The organism is uncultured Bacteroides sp. (assembly GCF_910578895.1).
GTDB lineage: Bacteria > Bacteroidota > Bacteroidia > Bacteroidales > Bacteroidaceae > Bacteroides.
This window is the reverse complement of record NZ_CAJTSC010000066.1, coordinates 1-15,950: the sequence shown is the minus strand read 5'-3', so window position 1 is coordinate 15,950 and position 15,950 is coordinate 1. Positions and strand designations below refer to the sequence as shown.

The window sequence follows — 15,950 nt, the reverse complement described above, 5'->3', positions numbered from 1 at the left end:
GTGCAGGATAGCTTAGATCCGAACTGTGCCATCGTGCGGTTCACGGTTATGCGTCCCATGATGGGAGCCTTGCCCGACTTGTCCAGTCCGCTCTTTTTGAGGTAGAGCAACACCTTGAATTTTTCTACTTTCATACGCTTATATTTTTTAGTGCAAAATTACTTGCCGTATAAGCGTTCCTTGATATGCAAAACACTGTGTATGAGCGCCAACAAAACGGTGAGGGTTTCTTTTCATTGCCTGCCGTTACCTATTCCCGTTTCGGTAACTGCCCGGCTAACGGTTTGGTAACTGAACAACCTCAATATTCTGTTGCTGTTTGCATTTTCTCTACTTGGCAGAATGCTGAAATACCGTTCATTTCAAACGACTTACGTTTAATCTTTACCTCTCTGTGTTTCTTTGCATAGCCTATCACTTTTCATTGTTTTAGGCACTCGTATGCAACCCTGCAACTCGCCGGAGGAACAGACATTTATACTGTTAGCAAAATGCTTGGTCATACGAATGTCCGTACAACTCAAGTGTATGCAAAGGTTGTTGATGCTAAAAAGGAAGAGGCTACTAAGACGATTAAGCTTGATTTACCGTATTGTTGACTATAATTTTATATTCTAAATCAAATTATTAGGTAAATACGTAAATAGTTTTATGTCACAATAAATATATTGTTGTTTTTCGAAATAATTTTGTATCTTTGAAGGTATAAGACAATAGAGTGTAATTATATGGCAACAAATAAAAACATTAATCGTATCAAAGTAGTTCTCGTAGAAAAGAAGAAAACGAACAAGTGGCTTGCTGACCAAATAGGTAAAGATCAGGCTACAGTGAGCAAATGGTGTACTAACACAACTCAACCCACTCTTGAAACTCTAGTAGAAATTACAAGAATACTTGAAGTTGATATTCGGGAGTTGCTCGTACCTACAGACAATCAGAAAATTATGATGACGATCTTGTAATAACTAAATCTAATAGAATATGGTCAGCAAATCAATAATAGAAAAATTACGTGAGATATATCAATCTTTGCCTAAGGTTGAACTGGTTGACAAGGGTGATGAATGGGTGAACCAATATGATTTCTTACGTGCTGTTGGAAAAGTAGGTATCAATTATAAGAATCTGGGGTACAATTATTTCTATGAATTTTTAACAGATTCTGGATTGTTTTCATTCTGGACAGATTCCTCGGGAGAAAAACCTACAAGGTATGTAATTGAAAAAGCTAAGCCAAAATCTCACGAAGAGCAAAGAAGACCACAATACAATCGTGCAGCAACCCAATGCGTAGATTCCGAGGAGGTCGTTAAAATCAAACGCAGATTGCGTCTTGAGAACAATCAGTTTATTGGTCAGTTTGCGCCTCAAAGAAATGAAGGTTGGTTTACGATAACAGATATCCGTAATACTGATTTTACAAAGATTGAAGATAAGGAACGTGGTATAAAGAATCTGTCTATCTCATTCAGAAGCAACAAGGAGTTCAACCGCTATGCATACTACAAGTTCACTTGGGTATTGCTTGAAACCGATCCTCTCAAGTTCAGTATTGACTTGCATGAGGAAATAACACCAATTTACCCCAAAGACATTGTGAGCAGTCTTTACGAGGGCATTATGCGTTATCCTGCAGGTGCTGCAAAGAAGATTGCTCGTTCGCTTGATACTCTCAAAAAACAACTTACACAAAGCGGTAAGGAAGTATTCATCTATGAGTTGCTGCAGAATGCTAACGACTATCCTCGTCGTACAAAAATTGATGGTAAGATTCAACCTTTGCCTGTTGATGTAGAGTTCCATATTACCGAGAACTACTTAACATTCGAGCATACAGGTGAATATTTCAATCCGAAGAATATTGCAGCTATTTGTGATATAAATGATGGCGAGAAGTCTGACAATACCGAAGCCATCGGCTACAAAGGTATTGGTTTTAAGACAGTTTTCCTTGACAACGACTATGTTCTCCTAAATACTGGTAATTACACATTCAGGTTCGACAAGTCTGCTACGGATGTAATCAATACACCATGGCAGATATTGCCAATCTGGACGGAACATAATGAGATCAATAATGAAATCAAGTCTGTATTCTGTCAGCATCCTAACGAAGAGTTCAGAGTAAAGTTCGCTCTCCAACCACGAGATAAGGAAATTCTTACCGACGAAGACAGAGATGATAACTACATCGATTTGTTTACCGATGTGTTTGAATCAGAGCGCGTCATATTGTTTATCCCGAACATCAAGAAGGTTAGCATCTTTATTGATGGTCAGGATGAACCTATTGTTCGTGAGAAAGACAATAAAGACTGGTGTGTATCAGATTCTCTTGTAGATGATATTCCTGAGGACATTACAGATAAGATAAACGATGTCTTGGAAAATTCAGACTCTCTTCGTTCGGATGGTTATGAGAAAATACCTGAGAAGTACATGAACTTCCGTAAGACTGCGGTAAAGTTTGCGTGCAAGAAAGCTGAAAGAAAGTTGATGCCAGTTGATGATGCCATGCTTTATTGCTATCTGCCAGCAAAGCGGGCTGATTGGGGCTTCAATTTCCTAATGAACACCGATATGGTGCCCAACGGACAGCGTGATGATATTGAGGATATCGAACTCAATCACGTTATTGCTCGTATTGCAGGTAAACAGTTCTTTTATTGGATCAAGCAGCTTATTGAAAGCAAAAAATACGACCTTGACTCTATCTTTGCACTTATCCCAGACTTTGATGAGTGCAAGAAGAGACGCGTGTATAAGACGTTTATAGAGGAATTCCAGGAAGAATTTGAAAAGCTCATAAAAGAAGAGTCCTTTGTTCCATGCGTGGATAAGGATGGTGAACAAACATTTGAATGCATCGACAATATTATTAACGACATGACTGGCATGACAGCGAACGGAGTCATTTCAGACAAAGACTTCATAATTCTTATGGAGTTGGGTGACTACTCCTTGCCAATTGACGAGTTAAGACAATCGGAGGCATTCATGGATTTCTTGTACAAGCATTCTCCTTCGAGCCTTGGTGTAAAGGTTGATGCTGTTGTAAAGAAATGTGAGGAAACTGATTTCCAGACATGGTTGAAAGTTCCCGAAAACAATACACGATTTATTAGACATTGGTTGAGTGAGGATGAACTAAACGAGTTTGCGAAGAAAAATATATTTATTGAATACAAAGGCGATTTGTTTACAGCAGGAAGTCTCTACTATGATTTTGACACGAATTGTAATGGAATAGGATTCTTGCGTAGATTTGTACCGCATCTTTGCGAGGCATCAAGATCAAATTTTGAGGGAGATGAAAATTGGAAATCATTTGCAGACAAGTATTTCCTGTCTTTCTCTGCTGCGTCTATGATTACAGATTACATTCTATCCAATGAGGATGCTATGGTGTTGCTTAACGTACCAAGCAATTCTGTTGCATTCTATCGTTATCTTGCAGTAAAGGAAGTTGATTTAAAGGCTAACAAGACAAAGATTCCGTACATTACCGAGGATGGTGGTGCAAGTACCGACTATACCAATTATCACTACTTCTTCAACGAAGAAGCTCATGGCTTAATACGTGAGAAATGGTTGGGCGAGAATGTTATCAACGTACTATCGCATATCTATTTTGACAGCCTGGCTGATGACGAGAAAGATAATATAACTGCAATATTTGCTAACCTTGGATTCAACGAATTTACCAAGGACTCCTTCATCACGACTGTCATAGTTGGCGATGCCGATTTCCGAGCAAAAGTAAACGCTGCCATAGAAAACAATTATGCCGCCAACAAAGCATTTGTTGAATATGTGTACGGTTGTGAAGCGCAGTTGAAGGAAAACGTTTTCAAGGATTATGTCTTGCGTTGTGTTGACATCCACAAAAATGAGGTATATCTTTGCAACGATGACGTGCGATACTTCAATCAGGATGCGTATGCTCAGAACAGCACCTATGCTGACAATATCAATCATGCTTGGTTGCAGGATAGCATGATGTATGCTCTATCGAATGATTACTTTGAAGGTCGTGAGAAGGAAGAGGTAAAGAAACTGGAATCGTTCTTGCGTCAGCAGTTTGGCGTTAAGACCTTCACAGACAAGTCGTTCTTCACAGATGTTGTAATCAAGAACAAGGCAGTTATCTATGCCGGTCTTGTTGACGAGGCAACTATGCTCACATTCTTGGAATACCTGAAGCGTGACGCAGACAGACTCTTTGATGATACTATGAGTTTCAACGACATCAAGGATATGCCTTTACTTGCCTATGACGGAACCATAGTAAGAGCAAGGGAACTGAATATCCAGTATATCGAATACAACGAGGACGCAAAGATTCTGTGCGAGAAAGCATGGTGTCCGAAGATGTATGTTGTGCTCTCACAGAAATATACCGATTATTTCTCTCAGGATATGCGTCAGCTGTTCAAGATTGTGAAGTTTGACATCAATACTACAACTGACATTCTTGCTCAGAACGCAAACTTGCGTCAATCGGTTAATGTTATAAACAATAACGTTGATTTCTGGCGATGGGTAAAGGTAAACCAGAAGCAAATTGCATCTGTTGATAAGTTTAAGACTATTCCGTTGCTTGACAATAACAACGCGCTTATCAATTGTGTATCGCTTTACATTTCTGACACCTATCAGCAAGAACAAATTGAGGCGCTGGTAACTAAGTATGTAAAGGAGGCGCAGTTTGTGTCTTCGTCTTACATCGAAACCGCCAATGAGAACGAGAAGTCAGAGTGGATGAAATTGTTCAGGAAACTCGGTCTTAAGTCCGATAACAAGGATATTCTTTTCTCAGACATCTTGCCTAAGCTTTCAACTATTGAAGTAGAGTCTTTGGATTCTGTTGTAGCGATGATGACCAAGTACCTTAAAGACCTGAAGGATAAATGGGCAGAAAGGAAATACCAAATTATGCAGTTGAGAGTTCGCACTCAATATGCTGGTTATAAGACTCTTGATCAGGTAATAATCGTCAATATGGATGAGGATTCTGTATCTGAGCCATTCAAGTACATCACTCTTGCCAACGAGGTTCATCCCGATATTCTAAAGGCAAATAAGGACTTGCTTCATGCTATCTCTGAAGAGTACGGTAATCGCAATCTCATTACCACAAAGCAAATGTGGATTGACGCAAAGGTTAAGGATTATCTTGCAAAGTTTACTGCTGATGAGAATAGCGTTGCAGACATTCACATTCAGTTTGTACGTGAAGTAGCCAAGATACAGAGTGAGTATGACATAAATGACACACTTCGTAAGCAGATAAAGTATCTGGTCAAGTCGAATGAAACGACATACAAGTTTGCTCATGAGCTGACACTTGGAACAGAATATTCTCCAACGTGCGACTTTGAGGCAAATGGTGTGTCTGAATTGTCGTATCTTTCAGACACTTACATTTTCGAAGGCAACAAGGATATCATCAAACAATATTTCAAGGCGGAGAACGTGCATCAGAATATGACGCGAGAGGACTTGAAGTATCTCGCAAACCGCACATTTGCTTGTTATTTCTGGTCGAAATGTTTCTCTCGTCGCTTGGTCGAATATGAATCCTGGGTAGAAGATGGATGTTTCAATAACCGCGTGTGCATACCAACAGAGAATTCTGTTCAAAAGCCGGAGTTGTTGTATACACCTCACATAGCTGGTTATGCTGTTCGTGCCAAGGTACCTCAATGGCAAGAGAAGGTTCCTTGCAAAGCTATTGTTGACTCTATTGACAATCGTGATGCTCGTGAATTATTTGAGAAGATCAACTTCTGTAAAGCTCTCTCTTTTGAAGATTGCCTTTATTACCTTGCTCGTGTTACGCATCCAAGAGAGGAAGAAACTAATTTCCGCAGTATAGTGATTAATTGGATGCTGTCTTCGCCTATTCAAGATGAGACTTTGGTTGACAACTATCGTAAAACGCCAACTGCAGAATGGCGTAATGGTAAGGGGCAGAAGAAGCATATTACGGAACTTTATGCTATCCATCCAGATGCGACACAGGAAAGGAATATCTTCCGTGGCGATGAGTTTGTTATGCAGACAAGTGCTTTCCCTTATGATACAGATTCGTTTGTCAAGGTCTGCAACATGCTGAAGATAAAATGTCTGACAAGTTCTGATTTTGTGGCAACACCTATAGGCAAACAAGATGAAACAGCTGATATGGTTGCCATACTCAGACCTCGTCTGCTTATCTTGTCGGCTATCGAGAACCCAGATCGATTCCAAGAACTCTACGAACGCTATAATACAAAGCTGTCGCAGTATCATTTTGTTGTATGTGAAAAGATAGACCTCGGTTATGACACTATACATAATGATGTGGAGCGTATCTATAACGATGACAACCACCTTTATTATGTAAGCTCATGGAAGCATAATCGTACCTTTACAAAGTTCTGTAGTAGATTGAAGCGACTGGTAGGTTTTGACGTGTATGATAATGTATGTGAAGACGTTCTTGATGATAGCGTTTCTGTAGAAGCGTGCATCGAAAAGTATTGCTCTTCACTTGCATACGATGAAAAGTTCCGCGCTTATCTCAGATCGTTGGATTTGACCATCAACGTTGAGCCAGAGGAAGAAGAACCTATCGAAACAGAAAACGATTACTATAGCAATGCTACGAATGAACCAACAGATTCTGCTACTGAAGCAACTACAGAGACATCAACAGAAAATCAGCATGTTGACGATACGAAAACTATTTGCGAGGATGACAAGCCTGGTGCACCAAATAAAGATGTAACGTCAAGACCTGTTAACGAACTTGAAGTTGGGGAAGAATCAGAGACATCACCAAAAGAACCTATTCAAACCGCATCGCAGCAGTCAACTTCTGACTCTCGTCCACAACAGCAGTCGCAACAAACTGAATCACTAGTTGGTCAAGCAACGTCATCTACAGCAGAGGAAGAGTCAGAAGATGACCTTGGTCAGTATGACACATATGAACAGGTTGATGAAGAGGATAGTGAAGACTACGATGACACAGATGAAACAGACGATGTAGAGGCTGACGTTGATGAAGATGTTGACACAACGGATAATGCCAGCACAACGTCTTCTAATACTCATATGTCTAACACGTCTCACGCTTCATCAAACAAGCCTCATAAGGATTATGATCCTGACAGTAATGGGTACATGGGATCTGTTGATAAGGACAAGAATTATCAACCTGTTGGTGACAGACCTTACAAACCTCGTACACGTAAGCATCCGAAGATTTTCACCAAAAAGGAATTAGAACGCCTTCGCTCACATGGAACGCCTCTTGAACTGGAATCATTACCACCAACGAGGGAGGAAATAGACCTCTTAGCTCAATGTAACATCAAGCCAGAGCAGATTGCCGACACCAACTATCTTGCTCAGTTGCGTCTGTACCAGAACCTCAGAAATGAGATGCACGCAGAGCCTGAGGAAACAATGGAAGAGTTCGTGCGTAATGCGAGTGATGTAACTGTACACAAACTTAAAGATGGCAGATACATTCATGCTTGTAGTGCTGCTCGTGGCGTGATGTATATTTCTCCTTCTGTATGGAATAAGATGGTTGATGACAAGTGGAAGATTTGCGTTTATCTTGATGGACAAGGCAAGAACTTCCATTACATTAACAACGCCGAGGAATTTCTGAAACTCGTAGAAAAAGACGATGTTGTTATCAAGATTACCGGCAAGGAGAAGGTTGATGTAGTAAGGGCTCTTTATACAGGCATACTTGAAGATGCCAAAGGTACTGCATACACCTTGATTCGTGTGGCTGCTCGTACAAATATGGATGCCGTATTCGCTCACTATGTTGGTGCTATGGCAGAAGCGGAAGATGGTAACGATGATTACAACGATAACGACTATTGATTATGATTGACAATATCAAACTTGCAAACTATAAGTCATTCTTTGCTGACCAAGTGAAAGAGGCTATCGACGAGCAACAAAAGATCAATCGCTCGCAGATGCGGAACTTATTTAAGACAGGTGAATTATCGCTTGCTTATGTTGATTCCATTCAGCATGAGACAGGCATGATTATCCTCAAATGCCCTCGTCGTATGGCTCCACGCTTGAAAGTTCTGAAGGGCGTGTGCATAATTAAGAAAGGTGCTAAGCAAGCATTAGGTGAACACGTTACGGAGTGGATCTGCCGTTGGGATGAGTTCGTTGACAATAAGGATTTTCATTCTCCTGGTTCTGACATGACTCCAATGTACTATGTTCATACTGGTGATTCCAACTATGACTATGTTGCATGCTCTGGATTCAGTTTTAAGTTGTACGATATCTTGTCAAAGGCGTTGGTTGATGGCAAAAGTCTTTCACTTATCGTCCATAATCCATTTCCTCCTGTAGAGTATTTCCGCAACCTTGCCAGCTATATGGATGCATTCTCTTCAAACGATGAATTGAACCTTGAACCGACTATAGATTATGAGGAATGGACACCCGAGGAACTCGCATTTGATGAACAGAAGCCAACAGGCATTTCTGACACAATCATAGACACGCTCGCTAATGAACATTGTTGTATCGTACAAGGTCCTCCGGGAACTGGTAAGAGTTACACCATCGCTTCTGTGATTTCACCGTATCTTGATGCTGGCAAAACCGTCTGCGTCACCACCATGGCGAACAAGGGTCTTATCGAGTTGATAAAGCAGAAGCCTTTGCAGAAGTATGTGAAGGAAGGTCGTGTCAGCAAGACAAATCTCTCTATTGACGAACGCAAACAGGTGTCTGGTGTAAAAGCTGCCTCTGCCGACTTGCAGGTTCCTGGTGGCGAAATGCTCTGTGCGACAAACTATCAGTTGTCAAGTGTTTTTAGCGAAAAGAAGATGACTCTGTATGGTTTGCCACAATACGATTTGGTAGTCATAGAAGAAGCTTCTCAGGCTTTTCTCACGGCTATAGTTGCGTTTAAGCAGTTGGGGATTGATTGCCTAATTGTAGGTGATCCTATGCAGTTGCCACCTATCGTGAAACTTAACAATCCACAATATAATTCGTGGAATGTGGCAACACAAGTTGAAGGATTGAAGTCTATGGTGCTGGGGACATCGATAAAATCTTATCGTATAGTAACCACTTTCCGTCTCACGAGTCGATCAGCCTCCCTTACAAAATGCTTTTACGGAAATCGTTTTGTGTCTGTGAAGCAAGACTATTTAGATTTTACCAAAGCGAATAGTGTCTTATTTCCACAAGATGGCGGTGTACTTTACCATTGTACACTAGATGTCCGCAATGGAGTTTATTCAGATAAAGCAGATGCTGTTATACGAGATGTGATTGAAAAGCTGGAAAAATTTTACCCTGATCGTTCTTTAGCTATCATAACACCTTTTAGAGATTCTGTAAAGGAACTGCAGAAACGTTTCTGTACGTCTGACCTTGAACTGGATATAACTATCGAAACGATAGATAGAATCCAAGGTATGACTGTTGATTATGCTATTCTATACATTCCTGGAAGGAATCCGGGTTTCGCACTAGAAGATCGACGTTTTAATGTAGCAACAAGCCGTTCGCTTAGTACGACTCTCATTATTTCAGATATGCCTCTTAACGAATTTCACACTGTATCACCTACAGTATTACAGTTTATAGATAATTGTGATAAGTTTGATGGTAAAACAAATGTATGGAGAACTAATTTGCAAGAGTCAGAATCATCAGCCCCTATAGTCCAACCTATATCTGAAGAAAAAACAGTATCAACGGTCTCCTCCACAATAGGGTTGAGAGTTGTAGGTAAAATTGACCTTTCTCAATTTGAACGGAAAAAGAAGGAATTAAGTATAACAAAGAAAAACTATTATATCATTGATACTAATGTTTTTGTGGACTATCCCGATATTATTTCTAAGATTGACAGAAAGTATCCTATCATCTTGTCTGCAAAGGTGACGGATGAGCTCGATAAGATGAAAATCAAATTAACTGAAGAACGAAGACAAAACGCGGAGAAGGCTTTACGTAATCTTAATAATGAGTCACAGCATGAGATTTTATACGAGTTCGCAGATACTTCTTTATTGCCAGATGACTTTGATAAACGTTCACCTGACAATATGATATTATCAGTCGCATTAAAGTATAAAGAACAGAATCCAATTATGCTTACATCAGACAATGGGCTACAACTTAAGTCTAAGCTATTGGGTATAACTACAATCTCGCTTAAGAAATTTCTAAAAAATAATTTACGCTAAGTATAGAAAGCGACATTGATTTCTTATTCTGTAAGCCATCTGCATCTTTCATGTGGGTGGCTTTCTGTTTCTATACATTTTTATCTTCACAACCTTATGATTCGATGATGATTCCCTTATGTCGAGAGGCATAAACGAAAAAATCTAATAATGGAATTTGTCATTATATGCACTGATAATCAGTGCATATAGTTTATGATTCTTATGACCTGCTGATGTTTCTTTATGTGATATTTGCCATCCATAAATCAGTATTGAAATTTGCCATTACTTTGCAGCAAAATCAACTAATAACGATATGGAAGACATGAACATTACATTTGAAGATTTGCCTAAGGCAATGTCATGGATGATGGACAAGCTCAATAAACTTGATTCCAAGATTGACAGTCTGAACAACATCCCACAAGTACGGCCTGCCGACCAGTGGATGAACCTGAAAGAACTGTGCGAATACCTACCCAGCCATCCGGCGGAACAGACCGTTTACGGATGGACGAGTTGCCACCAGATTCCGTTTCATAAGAGAGGGAAGCGTATCATGTTTCTCAAATCGGAGATTGACGCATGGCTTCATGACGGCAAACGGAAATCGCAGAAGGAACTGGCGGATGAAGCCGCCCAATTCATAAAGTCAAAAAGAAATACCAGGTTCTAATGGATTCAACCAATTTATGCAATGCACTCAGAATGGAATTTGAAGGGGTCTTTGAAAGCAAGATTCCTTTGGATGCTTTTCCTGCCAAAATTCAAGATATGATATTGGCTTTAGCACGGCAAGAAAATTATTCCATTGAGTACATGATGGCTTCTCTTTTGGTGGCAGTGTCAACCGCTATTGGCAACGCTGTCAATATCCGTATTCGTGGTGGATGGATTAGTAATTCTGCCCTTTATATGATATTGGTAGGTCGTCCCGGAATGGGCAAAACTCCACCTTTAGATTTTGCATTCCGTCCCATCCGAAAACATGATGCTAAAATCATCAAACAATTCAAATTGGATATGGAACATTATAATAGCTTGGTTGAAAACAGTAAGGCTAAAAAAGACAACTCCTCTCCACTACCAGACAAACCTATTTTACGAAGAACTATCATATCCGATTTTACTCCGGAGGCTTTAATGCGTGCGCTTGATGATAATCAACGAGGTATCGTGGTATATGTAGATGAAATCATGGGAATGTTTAATGCCGTGAATCAATATAGTAAAGGACAACTTATTGAACAACTATTGACCGCCTTCAGCGGAAAACCGCTGGATATTTCAAGGTGTAGTATTCCTGTCCCCATCCATATTGAACACCCCTTTATAAATATAGTCGGTACGATGCAAACAACTCGTATGCATGAACTAATAGAGAAAGGTTATAAAGACAATGGATTGATAGATAGAATAATCTTTGTATATCCATCTTCTCAAGAAATTTCTGATTGGCAATTAGATGAAGATTCATCCTCTGCATCTTTTGATAAATATTCTGCTATGTGGGAATCTATCATTAACAAGGTAATTAGCTTACCTTTTACAGAGACAGAAGACAATGGGTTAGCACAAAAGATATTGGACTTTTCTTCGGAAGCCAAAGCATATTTTACAAACTGGCGTAACGAGGCGATTCGAGCTGTCAATCAAATCCAAGATGATGGACTCGTGGATAGCAGAGTGATTAAGGCTCCTATGATTACTGCTCGTTTGGCTTTAGTCTTGCAAATTCTTCGCTGGGCTTGCAATGAAGTCCACAAGGATTTTGTGGATATAGACTCAACCAAATCAGCTACTGCATTGAGTGAATACTTTGAGAACTGTTATATCAACATTCAGAAATATATGTTGAGAGAGAGCGTTGAACCACAAAAGAGAGAATTGCTTGATTGTCTTTCCGCAAATTTTACTACTGCCGATGCTCTTCAAGCAGGGAAAGAAGTGGGACTGTCTGAACGGTCGGTAATGTATTCATTAGTTAACCTTGCTACAAATAAAATTATCAAGAAGGTAAGGCGAGGTGAATATGAGAAACTGCAATAAACGATCCCTTTTGCACTTTGCAGTTGTTGCAGTTTGCACATTCTCTCATATAAACTTTCTGCAAAACTGCAAAAAGTGCAAACTGCAACAACTGCAATAACAAAACGATGAAGTATGACTGAATATAGATTTTCTCTTCAAAAATATAAACGAGGTACAAAGCAATCATGCCCGAAATGTGGAAAGAAGCAATGCTTTGTCAGGTATATAGATAGTCAAGGAGAAATAACCTTTCCTGATTATGTAGGTAGATGTGACCATGAGCAATCTTGCCAATACCATTACACCCCATCAGATTATTTTCATGATAATCCAATGTTGGCGGACAGTAATAAGAATAGTTTTGTTGAAGTTCGCAAATCCAAACCATACTTGCCACCTCCCACTTCTTTTATTGATAAAGAACTAATGGAACGTACTCTTACTAACTACGGTATGAATCCATTGTACATCTACCTGTCTGGGATGTTGGGTAAAGATGAGACTTCTCGGATATTCCAACTATATCATGTTGGCACATCAAAGAAGTGGGGCGGTTCTACTGTCTATTGGCAAATTGATTGGCAAGGTAATGTACGAACAGGGAAGATAATGTTGTATGATGCAGAAACAGGACATCGGACAAAAGAGCCAAGAAGTTATGTTAGTTGGGTACATACAGAACTGAATCTCCTAAACTACAATTTGAAGCAATGTTTGTTTGGCGAACATCTGTTATCTGAGAATCCGACCAAACCTGTTGCTATTGTGGAAAGCGAAAAATCCGCTTTGATAGCTACCCATTATATGCCGGAATTTATATGGTTGGCAACAGGTGGAATGCATGGATGCTTCAAGTCTGACGTGGTAAGTGTATTGAAAGGTCGGTCGGTTATGCTATGCCCGGATTTGGGTGCAAGAGAGGTTTGGCAAACCAAGATGGCTTTACTCACTTCCGTATGTTCTAAAGTTGTATTGAGTGATAGTCTGGAACAATGCGCTACAGACGAACAGCGCAAGAACGGACTGGATATTGCAGATTTTTTATTGATGACCGACACTCCACAAATGATTCTTGATAAAATGATACAGCGCAATCCAGCTTTACAGACGCTCATTGATAAATTGGGGTTGGAACTGATGGATGCAAGACAGATATGATAAAATAATGGATTGGACAGCTCGCTGTCCTTGAAAAAGGGTTTGTAAAATCCCGTAGCTTATTAGGGCATTTTCACCGCTTTCACTCTCCTAGTGGCAGTAAAAAAGCCCATAAGCGGAGGGATGCCCTCTCGACGCCCGGCTGCCTGTGGCACATAAGGTGGGATTTTACAACCAAAGAATCAATGTATAACAATAAAAGGAAATAAGATATGAGTAATACGCAATACGCAGTCTGCCACCTTCAACGTGGCAGTGGTAATGATTCCGGTATGTCATGCCATATAGAAAGGAAGGATGCCAAGGGGAAAAAATATGTACCAGTCAATGCTGATGCAAACAGGACACACCTCAATCGGGAACTGGTTGCATTTCCTACTGGAGTGAAGAACAGGACGGATGCCGTACAACATCGAATAGACCATGCTGGACTACATCGCAAGGTCGGCAAGAATCAGACAAAAGCCATCCGCATCATCCTAACCGGAACACATGAACAGATGATGAAGATTGCCAAAGAAGGCAAGTTGGATAATTGGATAGATGCCAATCTGAAATGGCTTAAAGATACTTTCGAAAGTGAAAATCTTGTTTCCTGTGTATTGCACATGGACGAGAAAACTCCGCACCTGCACGCCACAATCGTACCTATTGTAACAACAGAACGGCTTCGCAAGAAGCGTGAGGGTGAGAAGAAATATGCAACGAAGTCCGGGGCACGCCTATCGGCAGATGATGTGATGCGACGTAGCAAGCTGCACGAATACCAGAACAGTTATGCAGCAGCCATGAAACCATTCGGATTGCAGCGTGGCATTGTAGGGTCTACAGCAAAACATTTGACAAACTTGGAATACTATAAGCAGCAGATAAATCGGTATGAGGAAGACATCGCTAAATTGCAGGCAGACATTGAAAAAGCACAAGATGGAAAAAACACAATTCTTTCGTGGTTCGGCAAGGGGGATTTGGCTAAAGCGAAAAAAGAACTTGCGAATAGGGATGAGCAGATTGTCAAACTCAAAAATCAGATTAAAAACCTCATAGCTGAAAAGTCTCAACTGAAAGAAAAGCACAGGGGAGAGATTGAACAATTAAGGAACGGCTATCAAAAAGAGATAGACAAGGTTATACGTATGGCAGAAAAAGCCGACCGACAATCCAAAGAAAAGGAATCTGTTATAGATAAGTTGAATTTACGCATTGCCCAGCTCGACCGTAAGGCTAATCCTCAGCGTTACAGTCTGTCATCTGGAGCGGAACTTGTCCACCATTTCATCCCTAATTATAATAATCCAAGTCTGCATATTTGGACACAGGTAGGTAATGAGGAATACGATACTATAAAATATGTTGATTGGTTCAATCCAATATGGGAAAGTTTCACCAAAGACGAAGCTACCATCTATGAATTGATAAATGATGTGTTTGAGCCTCAGGAACAAGTCAATGAAGCACAAGCCAACCTGCTTGGAGTGGCTTTTGAACTAGCCATAGGTGGTCAGGCACAAGTCCATGTCGGAACAGGCAGCGGAGTTTCATCTTCTGAACTCCCTTGGGGAGAACAGAAGACGAAAAACTCACAGCGACGCAGATAAATTGCTTTTACCAAGTTATAATCTTATCCACAATCTCCTGTTGCTCGGCACTACTACGCCTCAAATAAATACGAGTGGTCTCAATGCTCTCATGCCCCATCAGGTCAGCAAGTAAAGAAATATCGTTGAACTTCTCCAAGAAATTCTTGGCAAAGCGATGGCGGAACGAATGAGGATAAACCACCTTCTCATTCAAACCATATTTTGTGGCATAATTTTTTAACTGCTGGGCAATACCTCTGGTGGTGATACGCTCGCCAAAGCGATTGAGGAATAGATAACCACTTGTACGATTGGTACTATTGAGCCACTCCGTAGCTTCCTTGCGGAGTGATTTAGGAATATAGATACGGCGTATCTTGCCACCTTTGGTATAGATGTCAAAATATCCTATCTGCACGTGTTCCACCTTCATTTGTATAAGTTCACTGACTCTTGCACCTGTGGCTGCGAGAAAACGAACTACGAAATACCATTCTTGGTTTTCTTCCTTTTTTAGTTTGTTTTTCAGAAAAGCGTAGTCGGCATTGCTGATTACATTTTCCAGATAACTACGCTGTTGTACCTTGACGGATTTTAATCTCAAACGAGATTTATTCATATAGTCAAGATACTTGTTCATTGCCTGAATACGTAGATTTACGGTTTTAGGCTTGAATTTTTCAATGAGATAAGTCTTATAAACAAGCAGGTTGCGCTTGTTCAGTTCCTTATGTCGGGAATAATACTCTTTTACGGCATATAGATAAGCCGCAATCGTGTTCTCCGCCATATTCCCTTGACGAAGATACGTTCCAAAATTTTCAATGTTCATGTCTGATACATTATTAGTTAAACAATTCACTATCATTAATAATGTATGGTATTTACAAATTCATTGAGTTCTTATTATGAGAAGTTTCTTGCTACGGGCGAGGTGAAGTGTATTGATGAGGAG

At 40.2% G+C, this 15,950-nt stretch carries 8 protein-coding genes and 1 pseudogene; 8 read left to right on the top strand and 1 reads right to left on the bottom strand.

Annotation, left to right across the window (positions count from 1 at the left end; all coding sequences use genetic code 11):
- Positions 1–413: 413 nt before the first annotated feature.
- The 8 genes and pseudogenes from QZ327_RS12750 to mobV all read left to right on the top strand — a co-directional run.
- A pseudogene (locus tag QZ327_RS12750) lies at positions 414–599 on the top strand (tyrosine-type recombinase/integrase); the annotation flags it as partial.
- A 129-nt stretch (positions 600–728) separates the two neighbouring features.
- A complete protein-coding gene (locus tag QZ327_RS12745; protein WP_119992887.1) occupies positions 729–965 on the top strand; it encodes a helix-turn-helix transcriptional regulator in 237 nt (78 codons plus the stop codon).
- A gap of 19 nt (positions 966–984) precedes the next feature.
- Positions 985–7,893: a hypothetical protein gene (locus QZ327_RS12740; RefSeq protein WP_294619868.1), complete on the top strand. Its 6,909-nt coding sequence runs from the start codon at positions 985–987 to the stop codon at positions 7,891–7,893.
- A 2-nt stretch (positions 7,894–7,895) separates the two neighbouring features.
- On the top strand, positions 7,896–10,244 hold the full coding sequence (locus QZ327_RS12735; RefSeq protein ID WP_294619866.1) for a PIN domain-containing protein: 2,349 nt from the start codon (positions 7,896–7,898) through the stop codon (positions 10,242–10,244).
- Positions 10,245–10,542: 298 nt separating this feature from the next.
- Positions 10,543–10,902 carry a helix-turn-helix domain-containing protein gene (locus tag QZ327_RS12730; RefSeq protein WP_057250153.1) on the top strand — a complete coding sequence of 120 codons (360 nt, stop codon included), beginning with the start codon at positions 10,543–10,545 and terminating at the stop codon, positions 10,900–10,902.
- The gene (locus tag QZ327_RS12725) at positions 10,902–12,275 is read left to right on the top strand and encodes a DUF3987 domain-containing protein (RefSeq protein WP_057250151.1); all 1,374 of its coding nucleotides are present in this window, start codon (positions 10,902–10,904) and stop codon (positions 12,273–12,275) included. The genes QZ327_RS12730 and QZ327_RS12725 overlap by 1 nt, the downstream gene beginning before the upstream one ends.
- Positions 12,276–12,389: 114 nt before the next feature.
- Positions 12,390–13,415 (top strand): DUF6371 domain-containing protein, encoded by a 1,026-nt coding sequence (locus tag QZ327_RS12720; protein ID WP_294619863.1) that lies wholly within the window; start codon positions 12,390–12,392, stop codon positions 13,413–13,415.
- A 212-nt stretch (positions 13,416–13,627) separates the two neighbouring features.
- Positions 13,628–15,013 (top strand): MobV family relaxase, encoded by a 1,386-nt coding sequence (gene mobV, locus QZ327_RS12715; RefSeq protein ID WP_294619861.1) that lies wholly within the window; start codon positions 13,628–13,630, stop codon positions 15,011–15,013.
- 7 nt (positions 15,014–15,020) lie between these two features.
- Here mobV and QZ327_RS12710 read toward each other — a convergent pair whose 3' ends face one another.
- Complete coding sequence (locus QZ327_RS12710; RefSeq protein WP_005936653.1) at positions 15,021–15,827, bottom strand: tyrosine-type recombinase/integrase; 807 nt, start codon at positions 15,825–15,827, stop codon at positions 15,021–15,023.
- Positions 15,828–15,950 lie beyond the last annotated feature (123 nt).